The 20,969-nt window shown below is 66.8% G+C and carries 23 protein-coding genes; 14 read left to right on the top strand and 9 right to left on the bottom strand.

The genetic code is table 11. The features are described 5' to 3' along the window. Positions 1–170: 170 nt before the first annotated feature. From AC3WMA_RS11470 to AC3WMA_RS11440, 7 genes are all read right to left on the bottom strand, one after another. On the bottom strand, positions 171–1,724 hold the full coding sequence (locus tag AC3WMA_RS11470; RefSeq protein ID WP_492285488.1) for an ABC transporter substrate-binding protein: 1,554 nt from the start codon (positions 1,722–1,724) through the stop codon (positions 171–173). A 71-nt stretch (positions 1,725–1,795) separates the two neighbouring features. Beyond that, on the bottom strand, positions 1,796–2,509 hold the full coding sequence (locus AC3WMA_RS11465) for an SDR family NAD(P)-dependent oxidoreductase (RefSeq protein WP_492285487.1): 714 nt from the start codon (positions 2,507–2,509) through the stop codon (positions 1,796–1,798). A 14-nt stretch (positions 2,510–2,523) separates the two neighbouring features. Then, positions 2,524–3,681, bottom strand: coding sequence for an NAD(P)/FAD-dependent oxidoreductase (locus AC3WMA_RS11460; protein WP_492285486.1), 1,158 nt, complete (start codon positions 3,679–3,681; stop codon positions 2,524–2,526). Between the two features lie 14 nt (positions 3,682–3,695). Further along, positions 3,696–4,124 (bottom strand): RidA family protein, encoded by a 429-nt coding sequence (locus AC3WMA_RS11455; protein ID WP_492285485.1) that lies wholly within the window; start codon positions 4,122–4,124, stop codon positions 3,696–3,698. Positions 4,125–4,316: 192 nt separating this feature from the next. After that, on the bottom strand, positions 4,317–4,817 hold the full coding sequence (locus AC3WMA_RS11450) for a hypothetical protein (RefSeq protein ID WP_492285484.1): 501 nt from the start codon (positions 4,815–4,817) through the stop codon (positions 4,317–4,319). A gap of 28 nt (positions 4,818–4,845) precedes the next feature. Beyond that, positions 4,846–5,625 carry an SDR family NAD(P)-dependent oxidoreductase gene (locus tag AC3WMA_RS11445; protein ID WP_492285483.1) on the bottom strand — a complete coding sequence of 260 codons (780 nt, stop codon included), beginning with the start codon at positions 5,623–5,625 and terminating at the stop codon, positions 4,846–4,848. Positions 5,626–5,731: 106 nt separating this feature from the next. Next, complete coding sequence (locus tag AC3WMA_RS11440) at positions 5,732–6,559, bottom strand: alpha/beta fold hydrolase (protein WP_492285482.1); 828 nt, start codon at positions 6,557–6,559, stop codon at positions 5,732–5,734. 142 nt (positions 6,560–6,701) lie between these two features. Between AC3WMA_RS11440 and AC3WMA_RS11435 the strand changes: the two genes are divergently transcribed. After that, complete coding sequence (locus tag AC3WMA_RS11435) at positions 6,702–7,691, top strand: GlxA family transcriptional regulator (protein ID WP_492285481.1); 990 nt, start codon at positions 6,702–6,704, stop codon at positions 7,689–7,691. Positions 7,692–7,713: 22 nt separating this feature from the next. Here AC3WMA_RS11435 and AC3WMA_RS11430 read toward each other — a convergent pair whose 3' ends face one another. Both AC3WMA_RS11430 and AC3WMA_RS11425 read right to left on the bottom strand, forming a co-directional pair. After that, positions 7,714–9,132 carry an ATP-binding protein gene (locus AC3WMA_RS11430; protein WP_492285480.1) on the bottom strand — a complete coding sequence of 473 codons (1,419 nt, stop codon included), beginning with the start codon at positions 9,130–9,132 and terminating at the stop codon, positions 7,714–7,716. Beyond that, positions 9,129–9,953, bottom strand: a complete 825-nt coding sequence (locus AC3WMA_RS11425; protein ID WP_492285479.1) for a response regulator — start codon at positions 9,951–9,953, stop codon at positions 9,129–9,131. Before AC3WMA_RS11425 ends, AC3WMA_RS11430 begins: the two co-directional genes overlap by 4 nt. Before the next feature lie 121 nt (positions 9,954–10,074). Between AC3WMA_RS11425 and AC3WMA_RS11420 the strand changes: the two genes are divergently transcribed. The 13 genes from AC3WMA_RS11420 to AC3WMA_RS11360 all read left to right on the top strand — a co-directional run bounded on the left by AC3WMA_RS11420 (position 10,075) and on the right by AC3WMA_RS11360 (position 20,931). Continuing rightward, positions 10,075–10,293, top strand: coding sequence for a hypothetical protein (locus AC3WMA_RS11420; protein WP_492285478.1), 219 nt, complete (start codon positions 10,075–10,077; stop codon positions 10,291–10,293). Continuing rightward, the gene (locus AC3WMA_RS11415) at positions 10,290–11,813 is read left to right on the top strand and encodes a TolC family protein (protein ID WP_492285477.1); all 1,524 of its coding nucleotides are present in this window, start codon (positions 10,290–10,292) and stop codon (positions 11,811–11,813) included. Before AC3WMA_RS11420 ends, AC3WMA_RS11415 begins: the two co-directional genes overlap by 4 nt. Before the next feature lie 21 nt (positions 11,814–11,834). Then, entirely contained in the window at positions 11,835–13,271 is a 1,437-nt protein-coding gene (locus AC3WMA_RS11410; protein WP_492285476.1) for a multicopper oxidase family protein, read from the top strand. Between the two features lie 28 nt (positions 13,272–13,299). After that, positions 13,300–13,782 carry a cupredoxin domain-containing protein gene (locus tag AC3WMA_RS11405; protein ID WP_492285475.1) on the top strand — a complete coding sequence of 161 codons (483 nt, stop codon included), beginning with the start codon at positions 13,300–13,302 and terminating at the stop codon, positions 13,780–13,782. Between the two features lie 25 nt (positions 13,783–13,807). After that, positions 13,808–14,086 (top strand): copper-binding protein, encoded by a 279-nt coding sequence (locus AC3WMA_RS11400; protein ID WP_492285474.1) that lies wholly within the window; start codon positions 13,808–13,810, stop codon positions 14,084–14,086. Positions 14,087–14,250: 164 nt separating this feature from the next. After that, positions 14,251–14,442, top strand: a complete 192-nt coding sequence (locus AC3WMA_RS11395) for a heavy-metal-associated domain-containing protein (protein WP_492285473.1) — start codon at positions 14,251–14,253, stop codon at positions 14,440–14,442. 144 nt (positions 14,443–14,586) lie between these two features. Beyond that, positions 14,587–15,033 carry a DUF411 domain-containing protein gene (locus AC3WMA_RS11390; protein ID WP_492285472.1) on the top strand — a complete coding sequence of 149 codons (447 nt, stop codon included), beginning with the start codon at positions 14,587–14,589 and terminating at the stop codon, positions 15,031–15,033. A 141-nt stretch (positions 15,034–15,174) separates the two neighbouring features. Continuing rightward, positions 15,175–16,122 carry a hypothetical protein gene (locus tag AC3WMA_RS11385; protein WP_492285471.1) on the top strand — a complete coding sequence of 316 codons (948 nt, stop codon included), beginning with the start codon at positions 15,175–15,177 and terminating at the stop codon, positions 16,120–16,122. A 29-nt stretch (positions 16,123–16,151) separates the two neighbouring features. Next, on the top strand, positions 16,152–17,429 hold the full coding sequence (locus tag AC3WMA_RS11380; protein WP_492285470.1) for an extracellular solute-binding protein: 1,278 nt from the start codon (positions 16,152–16,154) through the stop codon (positions 17,427–17,429). 110 nt (positions 17,430–17,539) lie between these two features. After that, complete coding sequence (locus tag AC3WMA_RS11375) at positions 17,540–18,472, top strand: carbohydrate ABC transporter permease (RefSeq protein ID WP_492285469.1); 933 nt, start codon at positions 17,540–17,542, stop codon at positions 18,470–18,472. Then, on the top strand, positions 18,472–19,326 hold the full coding sequence (locus AC3WMA_RS11370) for a carbohydrate ABC transporter permease (protein ID WP_492285468.1): 855 nt from the start codon (positions 18,472–18,474) through the stop codon (positions 19,324–19,326). Before AC3WMA_RS11375 ends, AC3WMA_RS11370 begins: the two co-directional genes overlap by 1 nt. Next, a complete protein-coding gene (locus AC3WMA_RS11365) occupies positions 19,323–20,006 on the top strand; it encodes an N-acetylmannosamine-6-phosphate 2-epimerase (RefSeq protein WP_492285467.1) in 684 nt (227 codons plus the stop codon). Before AC3WMA_RS11370 ends, AC3WMA_RS11365 begins: the two co-directional genes overlap by 4 nt. Next, complete coding sequence (locus tag AC3WMA_RS11360) at positions 19,993–20,931, top strand: N-acetylglucosamine kinase (protein ID WP_492285466.1); 939 nt, start codon at positions 19,993–19,995, stop codon at positions 20,929–20,931. Before AC3WMA_RS11365 ends, AC3WMA_RS11360 begins: the two co-directional genes overlap by 14 nt. Positions 20,932–20,969: the final 38 nt, after the last annotated feature.

Here is a 20,969-nt window from a genome sequence, read left to right as displayed (position 1 = left end):
GACCGGGCGAGAAACCCGGATCGCTGCGTGCGGACACTCGACCGTCATCCCGGGCTTGCCCGGGATCCATCGAAGGGCGCCGGAGCTCTACGATGGATCCCGGATCGGCGCCGCTTCGCGGCTTGTCCGGGATGACGCGGAGGTTCCTCGTGAGATCGGGAAATCCGACCTCACTTCGTGAAGCGCGTCGTCTCCAGCACCGGCGGGCCGAGATTGAGCGAAGCCTTGAGCTCGTAGCCGAGGTCGAGGCTGTCCTTGTAGGCCCAGAGCTGCATCATCTCGTTGACCGGCACGGCGCAGACTTCCTTGATGATCTTCTCCTGCGCCGTCTTCCACAGGGCGAGCTGCTTCACCTTGTCGGTCTCGGAGCGGGCGGCGTCGATCTCGGCATCCGCCACCTTGCAATGCGAGAAGTTGGTCACCGCCGTCGGCGTCTTCACGATCGCCCGCGAGTGGAAGAACTGCGAGAGATAGACATCCGCCACCGGGAAGCGGGCCGCCTGGAAATGCACGACCTGCGAGAGGTCCTGCCGGATCTGCTGGTGGAAGGTTGCGTGCTCCACCGGCTGGATTTCCAGCGTGATGCCGGCGCGCTTCAGCAGGGCCTGCGTCGCTTCCGTGAAGCTCAGCATCGAGGGCAGGGTGGTGTTGATCGCCTTGATGGTGACGCCGTTGGGGAAGCCGGCCTCCGCCAGCAGCGCCTTCGACTTGGCGAGGTCGAAGGGCAGGAGCGGGGCCTTCTCATCCGTGCCGAGATAGCCCGAGGGTACGACCGAGACGGCCGGGCGCGAGATGTTCTTGCCGCGGAACTGCCAGATCGCGTTGCGGTCGATGGCATGGGCGAAGGCCTGCCGGACCTTGATGTTGTCGAGCGGCGGCTGGCTCGTATTGAGGTGCAGCACCGACATCTCGGCCGGCCCCATCGCCACGACCTTGATGCCGGGCAGCGCCGTCATGCGGTCGACCCAGGCCTGCTCCTGCCGGCCAAGCATCATGTCGAGCTCGCCGGACTGGAAGGCGAGGTCGCGCGAGGAATCCGAGGGAATGAAGCGGTAGAGGATCTCGGTCAGCTTGGGCTTGCCGCGGAAGTAGTTCGGGTTGGCGACGAGCTTGGCGTATTGCTGCGGCACGTATTCCTGGAACATGAACGGGCCGGTGCCGACCGGCTTCTTGGCGAAGCCGTCCTTGCCCAGCTCATCGGCGGCCTTCTTACAGACCATGTTGCCGCCATGGTAGTTCATGACGATGCCGAGCAGGCTCGGGATCGCCTGCTTCAGCGTGATCTTGACGCTGTATTTGTCGGGCGCTTCGATCGCGTCGACGGCCGCATAGTCCGACGAGAAGGCCGAGCTTTCCTTGGTCGCGGCGCGCTTCAGCGAATAGACCGCGTCCTCGGCGGTGAACTCGCCATAGCCGTGATGGCACTGCACGCCCTGACGCAGCTTGAAGGTCCATTCCTTGCCGTCGGCGGAAGAAGCCCAGCTCTCGGCGAGATCAGGTTCCATGAATTCCGGTGAGAGCTCGCCCGGCTTGATCCGCACCAGCCCGTTGAACATCCATTGCAACATCGCCTTGCCGGGCGTGCCGGAATTCAGATGCGGGTCGAGCACGCCGGCATCCGAACTCTGCATGCCGACGGTGAGCACGGTCTTCTGCGCGAGGGCCGGCCCGGCCATCAGGGCGCCGGCCACCAGGGCGGCGAGGATCGAAACGGGTCTCTTCATGGCTCTTCCCCTGCTTTTGTCGTTGAGCGTGATGATCGAGATCGGGTAGCGACGCTCTCCCGGCGCCTTCGTCAGAGCGTGTCCTCCAGCCTGCAATTGACCAGCAATTCCGCGATGGTGGCATTGTTGGGCAGGGCCAGGACGGTGGCAACCAGCGCGGCGAGATCGGCGGGCTGGCTCATGGCTTCCGGCGGCAGCGCGGTGCTCGCAGCCGTCATGTCGGTGCGCACGAAGGAGGGGCAGAGCGCGGTCGCGCGCACGCCCTTGTCCCAGGCGATGCGCCGTGCGGTGTGGTTCAGCGCCATCATCGCGTGCTTGGTCATGTTGTAGGCGACATGGTCGTTGCGCACGCGTTTGCCGGAGAGCGAGGCGACATTGACGATGCGCCCGGCGCCGCTGGCTTCCAGATGCGGCAGGGCGCAATGGATCAGGTTGAGCGGCCCCTTGCAGTTCGCCGCCCAGATCGCGTCGAGCGCGGCTTCGTCGGGCGCGCGCAGGGTCATGGCGCTGTGCATGCCGGCATTGTTGACGAGCCCGTCGATCCGGCCGAAGCGGACGGCGGCGGCATCGACCCAGGCGCGATGGCTCGCCCAGTCGGCGGCATCGTAGCGGGCGACATGGACGCGCGACGGGTCCCAGCCGGCGCTCATCGTCTTCAGCGAATTCAGGTCGCGCCCGCCGAGGCTCAGGCTGTAGCCCTGCGCCTGCAGCAATTCAGCGATGGCGCGGCCGATGCCGCGATTGGCACCGGAGATCAGGATGACGCGTCCATCAGAGGGCAGCATGGCGGGAGATTGTCCTATCCGTGCAAGGTGAGTTCGGCGGCCTGTCGTTGGCCATGCGTGAAGCGGTTCAGCCGGAAGGGCGAGAGATCGAAGCGCGATCGGCGTCCCAGCGCGAGATCGGCCAGGATCTCGCCGGTGACGGGGCCGATGCCAAAACCGTGCCCGGAGAAGCCGGCGGCGATGACGAGCCCGTCGAGGCCGGTATCGGCGTCGATCGCGGGCAGGGCGTCCGGCGTGAGATCGATCAATCCGCCCCAGAGCCGAGCGATGCCGGCCTCCGCCAGCGCCGGCAGGACCTGCGTCGTGCGCGCGATCAGCGCCGCGATATCGCGGCTGCGCGGGGCGAGCGAGGCTTCGGTCCAGCTCGCCGGATCGTGTGGCCAGTCGCCGATTCCTGTGGTGACGCGCAGGCGCCCGTCGATCTCCTGCCGTCCGGCGCAATCCGCATTGGCGACGCCGAAGACCGGCGCGAGCAAGGGCGGAAGCGGCACGCTCTGCATCACGCAGACCAGCTTGACCGAGAGCGGTAGGTCCAGCCCGTGCGGGGTCAGCAGTTCCGGCGTGTGGATGCCCGTCGCCACGATGACGCGATCGGCGGCGATTGTTTCGCCGGCTTGCGTTTCGACGCCGGTAATCCGGTCGCCCGAGCGGGTCAGGGCGTGCACCGGCACGCCTTCGTGGATGATGGCGCCATGCCGGCGGGCGGCGTCGGCATAGGCGCGGACAGCCGGGACCGGATCGGCATGGCCGTCTCCCGGACAGAAGGAGGCGGCGAGGATGCCGGGCCCGATCGCCGGCGCCCTGTCTCGCACCGCAATGTTGTCCGGCAGGTATTCGATGGTGAGGCCGAGCTTGCTTTGCTGCGCGACCAATTCGCGGATGACAGCGACTTCCGCCTCGGTTCGCGCCAGCCGCAGATTGCCGTGGCGGCGATAGCCGGTCGGGGCTCCGAGTTCCTCGTCGAGCCCGCCCCAGCGTTCGACCGCGGCTTGCGCCAGTAGCAGTTCGGCGGGGTCGCGCCCGGATTGGCGGACGCCGCCGAGCGTCCAGCTCGACGCCATCGCCGCGAGGCTGCGGCCTTCGAGCAGCGTCACGGACTGGCCGGCCCGCGCGATCTCGTAGGCGGCCGAAACTCCGCTGATCCCACCCCCGACGATGACGACGTCCGGCATGGCAGCGCCCGATTTCAGGAGAGGTCGACGCTGATGCGCTGCTCGGGCTGGTCCGGGTTGCGCCGCTTATAGGCGGTGACCTCGAACTCGACCTTCAGCTCGGGCTGGCCGAGCGGCGTGCAGGTCGTGGTATTGGCCGGGTCGATGCCGCTGAACTTGGCGCCGACGACCGCGTTGACCTCGTCCATGTCGGCGATATCCGGCACGAAGACCTTGACTGCGACGACATCCTTCAGCGAGGCGCCGACGGCGGCGAGCGCTCCCTCGATATTGCTGAAGGCCTGCTCGGCCTGGCCCTTGGCGTCGGAGGCGATGGCGCGGGTCTTGTAGTTCCGCCCCGCCGTGTTCGAGACGAAGATCATGTCGCCGGCGACGACGACCCGCGAATAGCTGTTCAGGGTCTCGTATTTGCTGCCGGATTTGACTTTGACGATCTCGCTCATGACGGTCTCCGGAGGCTGCACCCGGCGCTGCCGGAAGCCTTCGCCGGCAGGCACCCATTGTGAGGATTGGTGTATACCACTTGAGTTGATCCAGGCTGTCAAGGACATGCCGATCCGCTATGGAGTTGCCGATAACCGCTATGGTTCTGGTGCAGGGGCAGTGGTGGAAGTTCTGGTGTATACCAATATGCCCTAGCTGCCGGTTTGGATCTCCTGGCGGCGCGTTGCGCGCACTGCCAGGGTGCCGACAGCAAGCGCCGCGATCAGCAGGATGGTCTGGGCGATCACGAAAGGCGGCTCGCTCTGCGTCGGCGCCAGCGGTTGCAGGGCCGGGACTTTCTGGAAGGACTGCACGATCAGCACGAAGATATTGAGGTAGAGCGCGAGCGTGGCAGTGACGGCATAGGCGATGCCGGCGGCGCGCTGCGCCCGGAACGGCCAGGTCGCGGCGGTGACGGCGAGTGCCGCCATGGAGATCACGCCGAAGAGGAAGGCCGGCGTCACGCCGCTGAACGGAAACAGGAAGCCGGTCACGCTGGTCAGCGCCGTCGTGATCAGGAAGGCCGCCTGCCAGCCAACGAGCCAGCGGCCGGCGGCGAGGGCCGGCATGGCCACGAGCCCCGTGGCGATGCCGATCAGGCTGACCGCGACATGGACGGTCAGCAGGGTTTGGATGGAAAGTCCGGGAATCATGATCGTTGTCCTTAGTGTGGTTGCTGCTTCAGGCGCCGTAGCGCGGAGCGGGCTTGCGAAGGGAGAGGTTCGGGCGCAGCGCGCCGCGGGCGGCGAGGAAGCGCTCGAGATCGGCGGTGTCGGGCAGCGAGGGGATGGTGATCCGCTCCCCGAGATCGAGGCCGGCAAGCGCTGCATCGACCATGTCGTCGACCGACATCACCATCTCGGCGGGGATCTGGGCGAGGCGCTCCTCCTCCCAGATCGCCGTGCGGGTGATGCCCGGCAGCACGGCCTGGACATGCACGCCCTTCGGGCCGAGCTCGGCCTGAAGCGCTTCGCTGAAGGCGAGCACGAAGGCCTTGGTCGCCGGATAGACGGCAGTGAAAGCCTCCGGCATCAGCGCCGTCACCGAGGTGATGTTGATGATCGTGCCTGAACCGCGAGTGGCGAGGCGCGGGGCGATCGCGGCGGCGAGCCGTGTCACGGCGGAGACGTTCAGCGCGATCATGTTGTCGATATGGGCGGGGTCGGCGGTCAGGATCGGCCCTTCGCCGGCGATGCCGGCATTGTTGACGAGCCCGGTGATCGCGGCGTCCTCGCGCAGCCTGGCTTCGACCTTCGCGAGATCGCCGGCCTTGCCGAGATCGGCGGCGAGCACCTCGACGGCGACGCCGGTTTCATGGCGCAGGCGTTCGGCGAGAGCCTCAAGCTTGTCGGCACTGCGGGCGACGAGGACGAGATCATGGCCGCGCTTGGCGAGGCGGTCGGCATAGACCGCGCCGATGCCGTTCGAGGCGCCGGTCACTAGGAAGGTCTGTTTGGTCATTGGGGTTCTCCGGGACGTGAGGGAGCGAGCGGACGGCGCGAGTGCCGTCCGGCGCCTGGTTTCGCGATGAGTGTGGGGTGGCCGGGTCGGCCCGGCCGGCGGGCGATCAGCCCTTGATGAAGGCCAGCAGGTCGGCGTTGAAGCGATCCTGATGGGTCTGGGTCAGGCCGTGATCGGCGCCTTCGTAGACCTTGAGGACGGCGTGCTTGACGATCTTCACCGTCGAGAGCGCCGCGGCGCCGATCGGCACGATCTGGTCGTCGTCGCCATGCAGCACGAGCGTCGGCTTGTCGAAGCGCTTCAGGTCGGCGTTGAAGTCGCTTTCCGAAAAGGCGCGGATCGAGTCGAGCTGGCCCTTGAGCCCGCCCATCATGCCCTGCTGCCAGAAGCTCTGGCGGATGCCCTCCGAGATCACGGCGCCCGGCCGGTTGTAGCCGTAGAACGGGATCGTCAGGTCGAGGAAGAACTGCGAGCGGTTGTCGTAGGTGCCCTTGCGGATGCCGTCGAAGACATCGAGCGGCAGGCCGCCCGGATTGGCCTCGGTCTTGAGCATCAGCGGCGGCACCGCGCCGATCAGGCCGATCTTGGCGACCCGGCTCGTGCCGTGGCGGCCGATATAGCGGGTGACTTCGCCGCCGCCGGTGGAATGGCCGACCAGGATCGCGTCCTTCAGGTCGAGCTGCTCGATCAGCTCGGCGAGGTCGTCGGCATACTGGTCCATGGTGTTGTTGGCCCAGACCTGATCGGAGCGGCCATGGCTGCGCCGGTCATGGGCAATGGTGCGGAAGCCCTGATTGGCGAAGAAGACCATCTGCGCGTCCCAGGCATCGGCCGTCAGCGGCCAGCCATGCGAGAAGACGATCGGCTGCCCGTCCTTCGGGCCCCAGTCCTTGTAGAAGATATGGGTGCCGTCCTTGGTGGTGATCGTGGCCATTGTCGTCATCCTTTCAGTGCCTTGAGGAAACTCACCGGGACGTCCGCGCCCCGTGGTTGAAGGATTACGCCGCGTGAGGAATGATCGGGATTGGCGGAACCGACATTCACCGGGCCAAAACCGACAATCGTGGAGACGAGTCATGGTCGCAGCCATTCCAGCGCCGCCGAAGGCCGAGATCGGGCTCGTGCTCTATCCGGGCTGCCAGACCGCCATGGTCCACGGCATGACCGATCTTCTCGACATTGCCGGGCATTTCTCCGCCCGGCGCGGCGGGCCGGGGCTGCGCGTCAGCCACTGGCGGCCGGATGATGACGGCTGCCTCGGCCGGGTCTTCGACAGCCACCCCGATTTCGAGCGGCCGATGGAGCCCGCCGTGCTGGTCGTGCCCGGGCGGCTCACCGGCCCGATGGAGATCGAGGAGGCGACGCCCTATGCGCGCTGGCTGCTCGACCGCCATGCCCAGGGCACGACGCTCGCGGCCAATTGCGGCGGGGTCTTCGCGCTGGCGGCGACCGGCCTGCTGTCGGGGCGCCCGGCGACGACGCATTGGCTCTTCGCGGACGCCTTCCGCGAACGCTTTCCCGATGTCCGGCTCGATACCGACAAGATGGTGATCGAGGACGGCGACATCATCACGGCCGGCGGATTGATGGCCTGGACCGATCTTGGCCTCCGGCTTGTCGACCGGCTGCTGGGTTCAACCGTGATGGCCGAGACCGGCAGCTTCATGCTGATCGATTCCGCCGGGCGCGAGCAGCGTCACTATTCGCGTTTCGCACCGCGCCTGACCCATGGCGACGAGGCGATCCTGAAGGTGCAGCACTGGCTGCAGGCGCGCGAGGCCAAGGCGATCAGCGTCGGCGACATGGCGAAGGTCGTGGCGATGGAGGAGCGCACCTTCCAGCGCCGGTTCAAGGCGGCGACCGGGATGAAGCCGATCGAATATGCCCAGCACCTGCGCGTCGGCAAGGCGCGGGAGTTGCTGGAATTCACCCGGCGCTCGATCGAGCAGATTTCCTGGTCCGTCGGCTACGAGGATGTCGCCGCCTTCCGCAAGCTCTTCCACCGCCTCGTCGGGCTCTCGCCGGGCGATTACCGCCATCGCTTCGTCGCGGTGGCCGCCGCGTGAGCATGCCTGCTCGCGGAGCCCGTTAGGCGTTTCCAGTACGGGTCAGCGTCTCGCTGCGCGGGGCATGGCTGTCCGCCGGGCGATCGAGCCGGGGCAAGGAAACGATGACGCGCAGGCCGCCCGTGATTCGGTTTTCGAGCGTGACGGAACCTTCATGCGAGCGGGCGACGGCCTGGGCGATCGTCAAGCCGAGGCCGGAGCCGCCGGTTTCGCGGCCACGCGATTCCTCCAGCCGCACGAACGGCAGGAAGGCGCGCTCCATGTCGACTGAGGGGATGCCCGGCCCTTCGTCCTCGACCGTGACGATGAAGCGGCCGCCGGCTTCGGCGATGCCGACTATAGCCGAACCGCCGTATTTGAGCGCGTTGGCGATGACATTGGAGAAGGCCCGCTTCAGCGGCAGCACCTGCCCCAGGATCGGTGCCGTATTGAGACCCGACAGGCTGACACGATGGCCCTGGTCGAGATGCTCGTCGACGATCGTCTCGATGATGGAGGCAAGATCGACCGGTCGGGCCGCCTCGCTGGAGACCCCGCCGCGCAGATATTCCAGTGTCGAGTCGATCATCTCCTCCATCTCGCCGAGATCGGCATCGATCAGGCGTCGCGTCGCGTCGTCGTCGAGCAATTCGGAGCGCAGGCGGAGCCGGGTGATCGGCGTGCGCAGGTCGTGCGACACGGCCGCCATCGCCTGCATCCGCTCGCTGACGAGGCGCTGGATGCGCTCGCGCATGGTGTTGAAGGCCCGCGCCGCGCGGCGCACCTCGGCCGGGCCGTCTTCCGGCAAGGGCTGCGGCACCTGATCCAGGCTGAAGCGCTCGGCGGCCAGCGCGAGATCGCGCAGCGGCCGGGTCGCCCAGCGCAGCAGCAGTAGCGCGACCACGACGATCCCGACAGCGAAGCAGATCATGATCGCGGTCAGGTTCCAGTCGAGATGCTGCGCGGCGCCGAGCGCCGAGGACGAGAAATTGACCCAGCTGCCATCGTCGAGCCGGATCGAAACCAGTATGATGTGCCGGTCCGCATTGGCGGTACCGGTCGGAAGCGCCCCGTCATCGACCTGCCCGACACGGAAGGAGGCGGCCACCAGATCGGGAGCCTGCTCTCTCAAACGCGCTTCCAGCGCGCGCGTGCGCTCGGTGGCAGGCGCACTGCCGAGCACGAGGCTGACCTTGCTCCAGTGCACTTCGAGGCTCGCACTCGACAGGTCATGCGCGACGCGGTCGCGTTCCGCCCCGTCGGGCAGGCTGGCGATCGCGCGCTTGATCGAGACGATGCGCTCGGCGAGGCTGCCGTCGCGCCCGGCCGCGGCGAAGCTCTCGACGCCGACGCGGAAGGCCCAATAGCCGAGCAGGTGGAAGGCGAGCAGGGCCGCGACCAGGATCAGGATCGCGCGGCTCGCCACGGTGTCGGGCCAGAAGCGTCCGAGCAGTCTCGTCACGCGGATTGTCCTTCCTCGCGCCCGATCGTGGAGGCGAACAGATAGCCCGCGCCGCGCACCGTCTTGATCAATTGGCCGCCGCTGGCATCGGCATCGAGCTTGCGGCGCAGGCGGCTGATCTGGACGTCGATCGTCCGGTCGAACGGATCGTCGCTCATCCGTGCCTTGGCGAACTGCATCAGCGCCTCGCGCGACAGCACGCGGTTGGCATGCTCGACGAAGGCGACGAGCAGGTCGAACTCGCCGGTCGAGAGATCGATCAACGTGCCAGCCCGCGATTGCAGCTCACGGCGGCGCAGGTCCATGCGCCAGCCGTCAAACGTCACGATCCCGCTCGGCTGCGTCAGGACCGAGTTCCGCGGCGCCCGACCGCGGCGCAGCACCGCACGGATGCGGGCGAGCAATTCGCGCGGGCTGAACGGCTTGGTGACATAGTCGTCCGCCCCGCCTTCGAGGCCGGTGATACGGTCGCTCTCCTCGTTGCGCGCGGTCAGCATCACGATCGGAACCTGCGAGTTCGCGCGCACGTCGCGGCACAATTCAACGCCGGAGCGCCCGGGCAGCATCAGGTCGAGCACGATCAGGTCGACGGCGCTGTGCGCCAGCGTCTCCAGCATGGCGCGGCCATCCGGCGCGCCGGTGACCTGGTAGCCGTGCCGCTGCAGGAAGCGCGCGACGAGAAGCCTGATCTGCGGATCATCATCCACCACCAGGATATGGCCGTGATCGTCGGTGATCGGCGCGACGGGGGCCTGATCCGTCTCGCTGCTTGTAGTCCCTGACATCGCCATGCCGTTCGAGCGCACGCTTTCCTTTCCCATCTGTCCCGACCATAGCGCGCCCGCTGCGCCGTTGCCCGCCCCGGTTTGAAACAATTTGTAACGGACGCCGAGGAAGCGGCGTTGCTACCCCTGCCTCACCGCAACAGGGGAGCCATGAGTCGTGAGCTTGGTGAAGCTGCCGTTCCTGGCGGCGATCGGTCTGGCGCTGGGCGCCTGCACGGTCTCCGCCGTTCCAGACCATCTGGCCCGGTCGGCCGATCCGAATGCCCGCGTCCCAGCCGTCACCTACGGCAGCGTGACGGCGGGCGCCGCCACTTATCGCCCGGCCGACCCCAAGGACTGGCGCGAGCTCAACCGCCGGGTCGGGCCGACATCATGACGCAGCCGAACCAGCCTGCCGCCGCGCCGTCGCGCGCCACTGTCCAAGGACCGGCCTTGTCCTCCTCTCCTGTTCCGAAAGCCCGGCGCCTGCTGCGCTGGACCCTGCTTGCCGGCGCCGCCGCCCTGCTCGGCGGCTGCGCCGGGTTTTCCGCCGATGGCGGCATGAGCGCGATCCAGAGCGCGACCTATGCGGATATCGGCAAGGATGTCGCAAAGATCGCCGATGACCAAGCCGCGCTCACCGCCAAGGCGCGCGTCGACCAGCTCCTGCGCAAGCCATTGACGGCGGATGCGGCGGTGCAGGTCGCGCTGCTCAACAATCGCGGCTTGCAGGCCGCCTTCAACGAGCTTGGCATGGCCGAGGCGCAGATGGTCGCGGCGAGCCTGCCGCCCAATCCGCGCCTGGGCATCTCCAAGCTCTCGGGCCGTTTCGAGGTCGAGATCGAGCGCCAGATCGTCGGCAGCCTGCTGGCGCTCGCCACTCTCCCGGCCCGGGCCGAGATCGCCCGCGACCGCTTCCAGACCGCGCAGATGCGGACGGCCGAAGCTGTGCTCAGGCTCGCGGCCGACACCCGCCGCCAGTACTACCGGGCGGTTGCTGCCAATGCGCAGGTCGCCTTCTACCAGGAGGCGAAGGGGTCGGCCGATGCAGCGTCCGAGCTGCTCAAGCGGCTCGGCGAATCCGGCGGCGTCAACAAGATCGACCAGGCCCGCGAATTCGCCTTCGAGGCCGAATTGACCGTCCAGCTCGCGCAGGCCCGCCAGCAGCAGCGCCAGGAGCGCGAGCGCCTCGTCCGCCAGCTCGGCCTCTGGGGCGACGAGTTGAAGTTCCAGCTGGGCAGCCTGCCGCCTCTGCCGCGCCTGCAATCGGTGAAGGCGATCGAGACCGAGGCCTTGCGCAAGCGGGTCGATCTCCGGATCGCGCGGGCCGATCTCGACATCCTCGCCAAGTCGCTGGGGCTCACGCAAGCCACGCGCTTCGTCAACGATATCGACCTGCTCGGCCGCCGAACCTATGACCGCAGCCGCAGCATCAACGACCACGGCCATGTCGAGCGCGAATCCAGCCGCAGCCGCACGCTGGAGCTCGAGATCGACATCCCGATCTATGATTTCGGCCAGTCCAAGGTCGCACTCGCCGAGCAGACCTATATGCAGGCCGCCAACAAGCTGGCGGAGAAGGCGGTCAATATCCGCTCGGAAGCGCGCGAGGCCTACACCGCCTACCGCGCCCATTACGACATCACGCGCCAGTACCAGAGCAACGTCCTGCCGCTGCGCAGGATCATCCAGGAGCAGTCGCTGCTGCAGTACAGCGGCATGCTCAACGACGTGACCGACCTGATCGCGGATGCCCGCAGTCGCATCCTCTCGAATGTCGCGGCGATCAATGCCCGCCGCGATTTCTGGATCGCCCATACCGATTTCAAGCACGCGCTGATCGGCGGCGGCAGCGGAGGTGGCTCAGCCACAGTCGCCGCGGCTGGCGGCGGCGATGCCGGTGGCGGCGGACACTGAGCGGGCGGAAGGAGCGCAACAATGACCACGCTATCGCGCAGAGGATTCATCGGCTCATCCGGTCTCGTGCTGGCCGGAGCCACCGCCGTCTCGGGCCGCAGCGCCTTCGCCGCCGTGCCGGAAGCGCCGACCATGACGGAGGCTGCGACGCAGGCGCCGCTCTTGCCGACGACCGGGCCGGACTATCAGCCGGTCGCGACGCTCAACGGCTGGTCGCTGCCCTGGCGGATGAACGGCGACTGGAAGGAGTTCCATCTCGTCGCCGAGCCGGTGGTGCGCGAGCTTGCGCCCGGCATGAAGGCCTATCTCTGGGGCTATAACGGCCAGTCGCCGGGGCCGACCATCGAGGCGGTCGAGGGCGACAAGGTCCGCATCTACGTCACCAACAAATTGCCGGAGAATACGGCGGTGCACTGGCACGGCCAGCGCCTGCCCAACGGCATGGACGGCGTCGGCGGGTTGACGCAGCCGCATATCCCGCCCGGCAAGACCTTCGTCTACGAGTTCCTGCTGCGGCGCTCCGGCACCTTCATGTACCACCCGCATTCGGACGAGATGGTCCAGATGGCGATGGGCATGATGGGCTTCTTCGTCGTCCATCCGAAGGACCCGGCCTTCCGTCGCGTCGATCGCGATTTCGTCTTCCTGCTCAACGCCTTCGACATCGAGCCCGGCTCCTATGTCCCGCGCGTCGCGGAGATGACCGAGTTCAACATGTGGTGCTGGAACAGCCGCGTGTTTCCGGGGCTTGATCCCTTCGTCGTCGGCAAGAACGACAAGGTCCGCATCCGCTTCGGCAACCTGACCATGACGAACCACCCGGTCCATATGCACGGCTACGAGTTCAAGGTCTCCTGCACCGATGGCGGCTGGGTCGATCCGGCGGCAGCCTGGGACGAGGTCTCGATCGACGTCGCCGTCGGCCAGATGCGCGCCTTCGATTTCGTCGCCGACGAGCCGGGCGACTGGGCGATCCACTGCCACAAGTCGCATCACACCATGAATGCCATGGGGCATTCGGTGAAGAACTATATCGGCGTGAACAAGAAGGACCTGGCGAAGCGCATCGCCAAGATCGCGCCCGGCTACATGCCGATGGGCTCGAACGGCATGGGCGAGATGGGCTCGATGGAGATGCCCCTGCCCGAAAACACCCTGCCGATGATGAGCGGCTATGCCCAGTTCGGCCCGGTCGAGATGGGCGGGATGTTCTCGGTGGTGAAGGTTCGCGAAGGGCTGGCCAAGAGCGACTACAAGGACCCCGGCTGGTTCAAGCATCCCGAGGGAACCGTCGCCTACGAACTCAAGGGAGCGAAGCTTGGGGAGGCGCCGCGCGCTGCGCCGCCCGAGGGCGGCGCCAAGGCGGCCGCGTGGCGCGCCAAGGACCCACGCAAGCCGAGCCTCGGGCCCAACGGCAAGCCGCGCCCGGCGAGCAAGAACCCGCATTCCAACCACTGACAAGCATGCCCACGATCAGGAGAGGCAGATGAGTACAGCAGCCTTCAAGCTTGCCGCAATCGCGGTCCTTCTTTCCGCCGGGGTAGCGCTCGCAGGCCCAGGCGGGGCCGGCCATGGCCATGGCGGCGAGACCGCTTATGGCAAGGCAGGCGATCCGAAGAAGCCGGCTCGCATTATTCAGGTCGTGATGAGCGAGCGCGACGGCAAGATGGCCTTCATTCCGGACCGGTTGGAGATCCGCCGCGGCGAGCAGATCCGCTTCCAGCTGCGCAACAATGGCGAGCTCGACCATGAATTGGTGCTGGCGACGCTGGAGGAGAACCTCAAGCACGCCGTCGAGATGCAGAAGAACCCCGACATGGAGCACGACGACCCGAACGCCAAGCGGCTCGCGCCGAAGAAGACCGGCGAGATCGTCTGGGCCTTCACCAAGGCGGGTGAGTTCGATTTCTCCTGCCTGATCCCGGGGCACCGCGAGGCCGGCATGACCGGCAAGATCATCGTCAAGTGAACGATTTCAACGAAAGGAGCCTGCCATGCTGAAGACCGCCGCCACCCTCGCCTTCCTGATCGCCGCGCTGCCGGCCGCCGCGCAGTCGGTCAGCGGCACCGTCACCAAGGTCGATGAGGCCCAGGGCAAGCTCACGATCAATCACGGCCCGATCAAGAACCTCGACATGGACGCCATGACCATGGTGTTCAAAGCCGGCGAGCCCGAGATGCTGAAGGGGCTCAAGGCCGGAACCAAGGTCAGGTTCGACGCGGACCGCGTCAACGGCCAGATCACCGTCACCAAGCTCCAGAAGGCCAAGTGACGACACCGGAGGAGGGCGGGCGTCCGTGACAATGCCGCTTGACCTTCCCACGATGGGAAGGGGCAGGCTACGGTCATCGCCACATCGAAAGGATGATGCAGATGTGCTCCTGCCAACAGCATGCGAAGCCCGCAACGGAGACGGCCGCGCCGGCCGAAGATGCCGTGACCTTCCAGGTCGAGGACATGACCTGCGGCCACTGCGCCGGCCGGATCAAGGGTGCCATCGAAGCCCGCTTGCCGGGAACGACGGTGACCGCTGATCCCGGCAGCAAACGGGTGAGCGTTCTGGGCTCGGCCGACCATGAAGCGATCAAGGCTGCCGTTACGGCGGCGGGTTATACGCCGGGTCTGTGACCGTCCCGTTGACGCCATGCGGGCCGGTCCTGTGTGATCGGCTCGCACCGCCCGGTTGCGGGCGGGGCAGACATGAATGTGAGGATAAGAGGAAACCTCGTGACGCACGGATTTTCGTCAACGCGCCGCGCCTTGATGCTCGGCATGACCCAGATCGCCGCCGGCTTGATGCTGTGGCGCCCGGCGACCGCTGCCGAGGCCTTGCCGAAGATGACCGTCACGCGCGACCCGAATTGCGGTTGCTGTGGAGCCTGGGTCACGCATGTGAAGGCTGCGGGCTTCCCCGTCGAGGTTATCGAGATCGATGATGTCGCGCCGCTCAAGACGAAGCTCGGCGTGCCCGATGCGCTCGCCTCCTGCCACACCGCTGAGGTCGGCGGCTATGTCGTCGAGGGTCATGTGCCGGCCGAGGCAATCAAGCGCCTGCTGGCCGAGCGCCCCAAGGCGATCGGGCTCGCGGTTGCCGGCATGCCCGTCGGCTCGCCCGGCATGGAGGTCCGCGGGCAGGCGCCGGACAGCTATGAGGTGACGATCTTCTCGGCCGGGCGGCAGAACGTCTTCGCGCGCTACCGCGGGCTTGAACGGAGCTGAACCGCCGTAGGGTCCCGCATCATCGCCATCCTGTCGCCGCTCCGCCAGATTCCGACTTGTGCCGACTGAACTGGTTCTATATTGGTCTATGTCGAGGGCGCGGCTCGCGTCAGGCTTGGCAGATCAGGAGCATCCGGAACGGTGCAGGGCGAGGGATGCGCTTCACTATCGGTCGATCGCCGCGCGCCGGTTGCCCATGAGGCCGGCCCCGGCTGGCGTGTGCTTTCGCAGGCCAGCGAGCAGGGCAGCGCCGCCTATAACGAGGACATTGCCGGCGTTGCCGGGTCCTGCGCCTGGATCGTCGACGGTTCGGCGTTCTTCAATGGCGCGGCCCGGACTGCCGGGGAATCCGAGGGAGCCTGGTTCGTCCGTCGGATCGACGCGGCGCTGCGGGCCAACCCGCCTGATAATGCGTCCTTTCCCGTCTGGGCTGCGCAGCTCGAACAGCAGTTGGGACAGGATTATGCGGCTCTCGGGCAGGGGCATCCGGAGCGCGAGGCCGGCGAGGGGCCTTCAGCCGTATTCGGCCTGGTCCGGCTGCGGCGCGAGGGCGATCGCTGCCGCATCGAAGGCGCGGTCATCGGCGATGTCTCGATCCTGATCCGCGATGGCGACCGGCTCGAGCGCTGGACCGATCCCTCTTCCGGCCCCTTCGAGGCCCTGACCATCGCGGCAGCGACCGCGGACGGGCACTGCCCCGGCGAGGTAATCTCCGCCTCTGCTCTGGCGCAGGTCCTGCGCAACCGGCGTTCACTCAACCGGCCGGGCGGCTATTGGGCTGCCAATCCCGGGCTGAGCTGGACGGCGGGCCTGCGTCTGTTCTCGGCCGAGGTCTCGCCGGACGCGACCGTGCTGCTTGCGTCCGACGGCTTCATGCGCCTCGTCGATGTCATCGCGCATCACGACGAAGCCGGGCTGATGGACGCGGTGGAGCGCGCAGGCGCTGCCGGCGTCATCGCCGAACTGCGCGGGCTCGAAAGCGCCGATGTGCGTGCGGAGCGCTACAGGCGCGTCAAGATCCATGACGATGCCACCGCGCTGGTCGTGAGACCGAACCTGAACGACACCGATATCGAAAAGTCGTCATAAGACGATCAGGACAACGAGGGAGAATGACAATGCAGGCCGGGACACAGACCAAATCCATCGTCAGGCGGACGCTTGGAAAGCTGGCGCTCACGCTGTTCGCCGCCGCGACCGCCTTCTCTGCGCCGGTACAGGCACAGACGCAGGACCTCACCCTGTGGAGCTGGCGCCAGGAGGACAAGGCGGCCTATGCCAAGTTCATCGCCGCCTTCCGCAAGCAGCACCCCGACATCAACGTGAAGTTCGAGGCCTTCGAGGCGGCGAATTACAACACCGTGCTCTCGACCGCGCTTGCCGGCGGCACGGGGCCGGACATCGTCCAGGTGCGCGCCTATGGCACGCTCGGCGTCGGCAAGCCCGACTATCTCGTGCCGCTCGACAAGACGATGATCCCGGAATTCGCGAACTTCCCGGATTCCGCCATCGCGGCCGAGACGATGCGCGCCGACGGCAAGCTCTATGCCGTGCCGCTGGCCTCGCAGACGATGCTGATCATCTACAACAAGGAGCTGTTCGAGAAGGCCGGGGTGACGCCGCCGAACACCTGGGACGAGCTCGTCAGCGTCTCCAAGACGCTGAAGGAGAAGGGCATCAACCCCTTCGGCAACGGCACGGCGACGGCCTGGCAGAACGAGACCATCGTCGGTGCGCTGCTCTCCTCGCAGATCGGTGCGCAGTTCGAGCAGGACGTGCTCGCCGGCAAGGCCGACTTCAGCGATGCCCGTTTCGTCGGCGCCCTGACCAAGCTCAACGAGATCAAGGACTATTTCGCGCCGAACTTCTCGGGCGTCGACTATGCGGCGTCGCAGCAGCTCTTCGCGGCCGGCCGTGCGGCGATGTTCGCCGGCGGCTCCTTCGAGATCGCCAATTTCCTGCGCCAGAACCCCAAGCTGAAGCTCGGCCTGTTCCCGTCGCCCGTCGCCAAGGCCGGCGATCCCAGACTGGTTGCGCTCTATTATGACGGCGGCTTCGCCATCAACGCGGCGTCGAAGAACAAGGACGCGGCGCTGAAGTTCCTGCGCTTCCTCGGCACGTCCGAGTTCGGCACGGCCTTCTCGAACGATCTGCAGAACATCTCGCCGATCAAGGGCGTGGCCTTCGAGAACCCGCTGCTCAAGGAGGTCGCGGCGCTGAACCAGAGCGCGATGTCCTACATCATGTTGGTCAATTTCCGCTATCAGGAGCCGACCGGCTCGGTGCTGCTGCAGTCGGGCGTGCAGAAGATGCTCGCCGGCAAGGCGACGCCGGCCGAAATCGGCGCCGAAATCACCAAGGGCATCGCGACTTACTACGCGCCCTTCAAGAAGTAAGCGCGACAGCGGCGGCGCTCGCCTGACGCTCACGGCCGGTCTGCGGCCGTGAGCGCTGGCTTCGTGCAGCCGCCATTCGCCTCCCCGGCGCATCCCGAGGGCCAGAGCCGATGCAGACGGATTACCGAAATCGCGAGAGACGCAGGCGTGCGGCCTGGATCGCCTTCCTGATCCTGCCGCCGCTCGCGATCATGCTGACCTTCGTGGTCTGGCCGCTGCTCTCGGCCCTGAGCGCCGCCTTCTATCGCTGGGACGGCATGGCGCAGGGCGAATTCATCGGCTTGAAGAACTTCGCCGACGTGCTGTTCGGCGATCATTTCGCGGCGCTGACCTGGCGCGCCTTCCGCCACAACCTCTTCGTCTTCTTCGCACTCTTCGTGGTGCAGAACAGCGTCGGCTTCCTGCTTGCCTGGTTCATCTATCGCGAGCCGTTCGGCTTCCGCTTCCACCGCATCGCGATCTTCATGCCGGTGATCCTGTCGACCGTGCTGGTCGGCTTCCTGTGGAAGCTGTTCCTCGACCCGAATTTCGGGCTCGTGAACCAGCTGCTCGAGATGATCGGGCTCGGCAACCTGCGCCAGCCCTGGCTCGGGCAGGAGACGACGGCGCTGCCGGCGCTGGTGCTGGCCAATGCCTGGCACTGGATCGGCTTTCCGGCGCTGGTCTATCTCGCCGGCATGCAGCGCATTCCGCGCGAGATCCTGGAGGCCGCCAAGCTCGACGGCTGCAATGGCTGGCAGATGCTGACCCGCGTGGTCTGGCCGCTGGTCACGCCCTCGACCACGATCACGCTGACGCTGCTCTTCATCGGCGCGTTCAACTGGTTCGAGCTGCCCTACATCATGGCGGGACTTGACGGCTCGCCCTATGGCTCGACCGACGTGCTCGGCCTGTATTTCTACCGCACCGCCTTCGGCAACCAGACCGCCGGCCTGCAGGATTTCGGGCACGGCAATGCGCTGGCCGTGCTGATGTTCCTATTCATCGCGGTGGTCGCGACGATCATCACCCAGTACCTGCGCCGGCGGGAGGTCGCGCTGTGATGTTCCGTACCGCCAGCAACGACCCCCTCTTTCCGCGCAGCAGCACTGGGAGCCTGATCGCCGCCGCACTGCTCATCGGCAATTCCGTGCTGATGCTCTATCCGATCGTCATCATGGTCTTCTCGGCCTTCAAGACGACGCCGGAGATCTTCGACGCGCCCTTCGCCGTGCCGGATTTCGCCTATGTCGACAATTTCATGCGGATCTGGGGCGAGACCAGCCTTCCCAGCTATTTCGTCAACTCGGTCATCATCACCGGGACGTCGATCCTGCTGACGCTGCTCTTCGGCACGATGGGGGCCTATGGGCTGGCGCGCTACAGCTTCCCCGGCAATTCGGCGATCTTCATGTTCTTCCTGGCAGGCCTGATGCTGCCGCTGAAGCTTGCGGTGATCCCGCTCTTCCTGCAGATGCGCGACTTCGGATTGCTCGACACCCGGCTCGGCCTGATCCTGATCTACACGGCGATGGGCCTGCCCTCGACCATCTTCATCATGACGGGCTTCCTGCGCACCTTGCCGGTCGAGCTGGAGGAGGCCGCGCGCATCGACGGCGCCTCCGAGCCGCGCATCATGCTCTCGATCATGCTGCCGCTCTCGATCCCGCCGATGGTGATCGCCGCGATCCAGAACGCGGTGCCGACCTGGAACGACTTCTTCTTCCCGTTGGTCTTCATCCAGACCGACGCCCGCAAGACCCTGCCGCAGGGCCTCTCGGTCTTCATGGGCGAATACACCACCGACTGGGGCATGCTCTTCGCCGGCCTCACCATCGCGGCCCTGCCGCTGACCATCGTCTACATCCTGATGTCGCGCCAGTTCATCCGTGGCATGACCGCCGGAGCGGTGAAGTGACGACTGAGCCCCTGATCCCTCGCCGCAGCCTTGCGGTCTCCTGCCAGGCGCGGGCTGACAACCCGCTCCATGGGCCAGCCTTCATGGCGGCGATGGCGCAGGCGGCCGAACAGGGCGGCGCGCTCGCCTTGCGCGCCAACGGCCCGGCCGATATCGCCGCGATCCGCGCCGTCAGCCGCCTGCCGATCATCGGCATCCTCAAACGTTGGGATGATCGGTTCCCGGTCTACATCACGCCGGATTTCGTCAGTGCCTCGGCGATCGCAGAGGCGGGGGCTGATATCGTCGCCCTCGACGCCACCGCGAGGGCGCGTGACGGCGAGCCGCTGGACCGGCTGATCGCTCGCATCCGCGACGAGTTGGGCAAGCCGGTCTTCGCCGATTGCGCGACACTGGAGGATGGCGTGCGAGCGGCTGCGTTGGGTGCGAGCTACATCGCGACGACGCTCTCTGGCTACACGCCCGAGACGGAAGCCCGGAAGGCGCTCGGCCCCGACATCGCCCTGATCGAGGCGCTGGCCAAGACGGTTTCCGTGCCGATCGTCGCCGAAGGACGCTTCGAGCAGCCGGAGCAACTGGAGACCGCCTTCAAGGCCGGTGCGCATGCCGTCGTCGTCGGCACGGCGATCACCAATCCCCGCGAAATCACCCGCCGCTTCGCTCGCCATGCCGGCGCCTGACGCAGGGCTCGGCCTTGGCATCGAGACGGGTGGCACCGGCTCGCGCTGGTGCCTGTCCGCCGCCTCGGGCGCGATCCTCGCGCGGGGCGAGATCGAGCCGATGACCGGCCATGTCTTCACGCAGTCTGAGCGTGAGCGAGTGAGCGGTATCTTCAAAAGGTTGACGACCGAACTCGATGGCGTGGGAAGACCAGCGGCTATCGTCGCGGGTGTCACCGGCCTTGGGCCGGAAAGTGCCGTCAGGGCCGTCTTCTCCGCCATGCTGGCGTCGGCCTTCGGATGCTCCGAAGCGCAGATCCTCGTGGTCGATGACATGTGGCTGGGCTACCGCGCCCGCTTCCAGCCCGGTGAGGGTATCATCGTCTATTCCGGCACGGGCTCGATCGGCTACCATCTCAGCACCGAAGGCGAGATCATCCGCGCCGGCGGGCGCGGCGTGCTGATCGACGATGGTGGCTCCGCCGCCTGGATTGCGGCCGAGGCCCTGCGCCGTTTGCTGCGCCGCGAGGATGAGGTTCCGGGTTCCGGTTGGGGCAGCGCGCTCGGTCATGCGCTCGCGCAGGCGCTGGGTGGAGCCTCATGGGATGCCGTGCGGACTTATGTCTATGGCGGCGATCGCGGCAGCCTTGGCCTGCTGGCGCGTTCGGTTGCGGTGGCGGCGGAAGCAGGCGATGCGGCGGCCGCAGCGATATTCTCGCAAGCCGGCGAGGAGTTGGCACGGCTCGCTAATGCGCTGCGAGCGCGCGTCGGGAACAAACCAGTAGCCCTCTGCGGCCGCGCCGCAACATTGTCGCCCCTGATCGCGAAACGCTTCCAGACGCTCGTCGCGCCGCCGGTCGCATGGGGCCAAACGCAAGTCGATGTGCCCGGCTGTGCAGCCAGTCTGGCTTGCGAGCTTGCTGACGCTAATGAGAAGCAGTTCTAGGAATAGCATGGCGACCGTCTATTTCGTCACCCATCCGG

It is taken from the genome of Allobosea sp. FW305-C-101, assembly GCF_058783685.1.
The sequence above is the reverse complement of the archived record's forward strand: the minus strand, read 5'-3'. Positions and strand labels throughout refer to the sequence as shown.

Coding starts and splice junctions, on each gene's coding strand:
- AC3WMA_RS11390 (WP_492285472.1), top strand. CDS start 14,587: ATGACCCAGATCGCCGCCGGCTTGATGCTGTGGCGCCCGGCGACCGCT.
- AC3WMA_RS11465 (WP_492285487.1), bottom strand. CDS start 2,509: ATGCTGCCCTCTGATGGACGCGTCATCCTGATCTCCGGTGCCAATCGC.
- AC3WMA_RS11400 (WP_492285474.1), top strand. CDS start 13,808: ATGCTGAAGACCGCCGCCACCCTCGCCTTCCTGATCGCCGCGCTGCCG.
- AC3WMA_RS11375 (WP_492285469.1), top strand. CDS start 17,540: ATGCAGACGGATTACCGAAATCGCGAGAGACGCAGGCGTGCGGCCTGG.
- AC3WMA_RS11455 (WP_492285485.1), bottom strand. CDS start 4,124: ATGAGCGAGATCGTCAAAGTCAAATCCGGCAGCAAATACGAGACCCTG.
- AC3WMA_RS11440 (WP_492285482.1), bottom strand. CDS start 6,559: ATGGCCACGATCACCACCAAGGACGGCACCCATATCTTCTACAAGGAC.
- AC3WMA_RS11470 (WP_492285488.1), bottom strand. CDS start 1,724: ATGAAGAGACCCGTTTCGATCCTCGCCGCCCTGGTGGCCGGCGCCCTG.
- AC3WMA_RS11435 (WP_492285481.1), top strand. CDS start 6,702: ATGGTCGCAGCCATTCCAGCGCCGCCGAAGGCCGAGATCGGGCTCGTG.
- AC3WMA_RS11360 (WP_492285466.1), top strand. CDS start 19,993: ATGCCGGCGCCTGACGCAGGGCTCGGCCTTGGCATCGAGACGGGTGGC.
- AC3WMA_RS11410 (WP_492285476.1), top strand. CDS start 11,835: ATGACCACGCTATCGCGCAGAGGATTCATCGGCTCATCCGGTCTCGTG.
- AC3WMA_RS11445 (WP_492285483.1), bottom strand. CDS start 5,625: ATGACCAAACAGACCTTCCTAGTGACCGGCGCCTCGAACGGCATCGGC.
- AC3WMA_RS11460 (WP_492285486.1), bottom strand. CDS start 3,681: ATGCCGGACGTCGTCATCGTCGGGGGTGGGATCAGCGGAGTTTCGGCC.
- AC3WMA_RS11415 (WP_492285477.1), top strand. CDS start 10,290: ATGACGCAGCCGAACCAGCCTGCCGCCGCGCCGTCGCGCGCCACTGTC.
- AC3WMA_RS11370 (WP_492285468.1), top strand. CDS start 18,472: ATGTTCCGTACCGCCAGCAACGACCCCCTCTTTCCGCGCAGCAGCACT.
- AC3WMA_RS11450 (WP_492285484.1), bottom strand. CDS start 4,817: ATGATTCCCGGACTTTCCATCCAAACCCTGCTGACCGTCCATGTCGCG.
- AC3WMA_RS11380 (WP_492285470.1), top strand. CDS start 16,152: ATGCAGGCCGGGACACAGACCAAATCCATCGTCAGGCGGACGCTTGGA.
- AC3WMA_RS11405 (WP_492285475.1), top strand. CDS start 13,300: ATGAGTACAGCAGCCTTCAAGCTTGCCGCAATCGCGGTCCTTCTTTCC.
- AC3WMA_RS11425 (WP_492285479.1), bottom strand. CDS start 9,953: ATGGGAAAGGAAAGCGTGCGCTCGAACGGCATGGCGATGTCAGGGACT.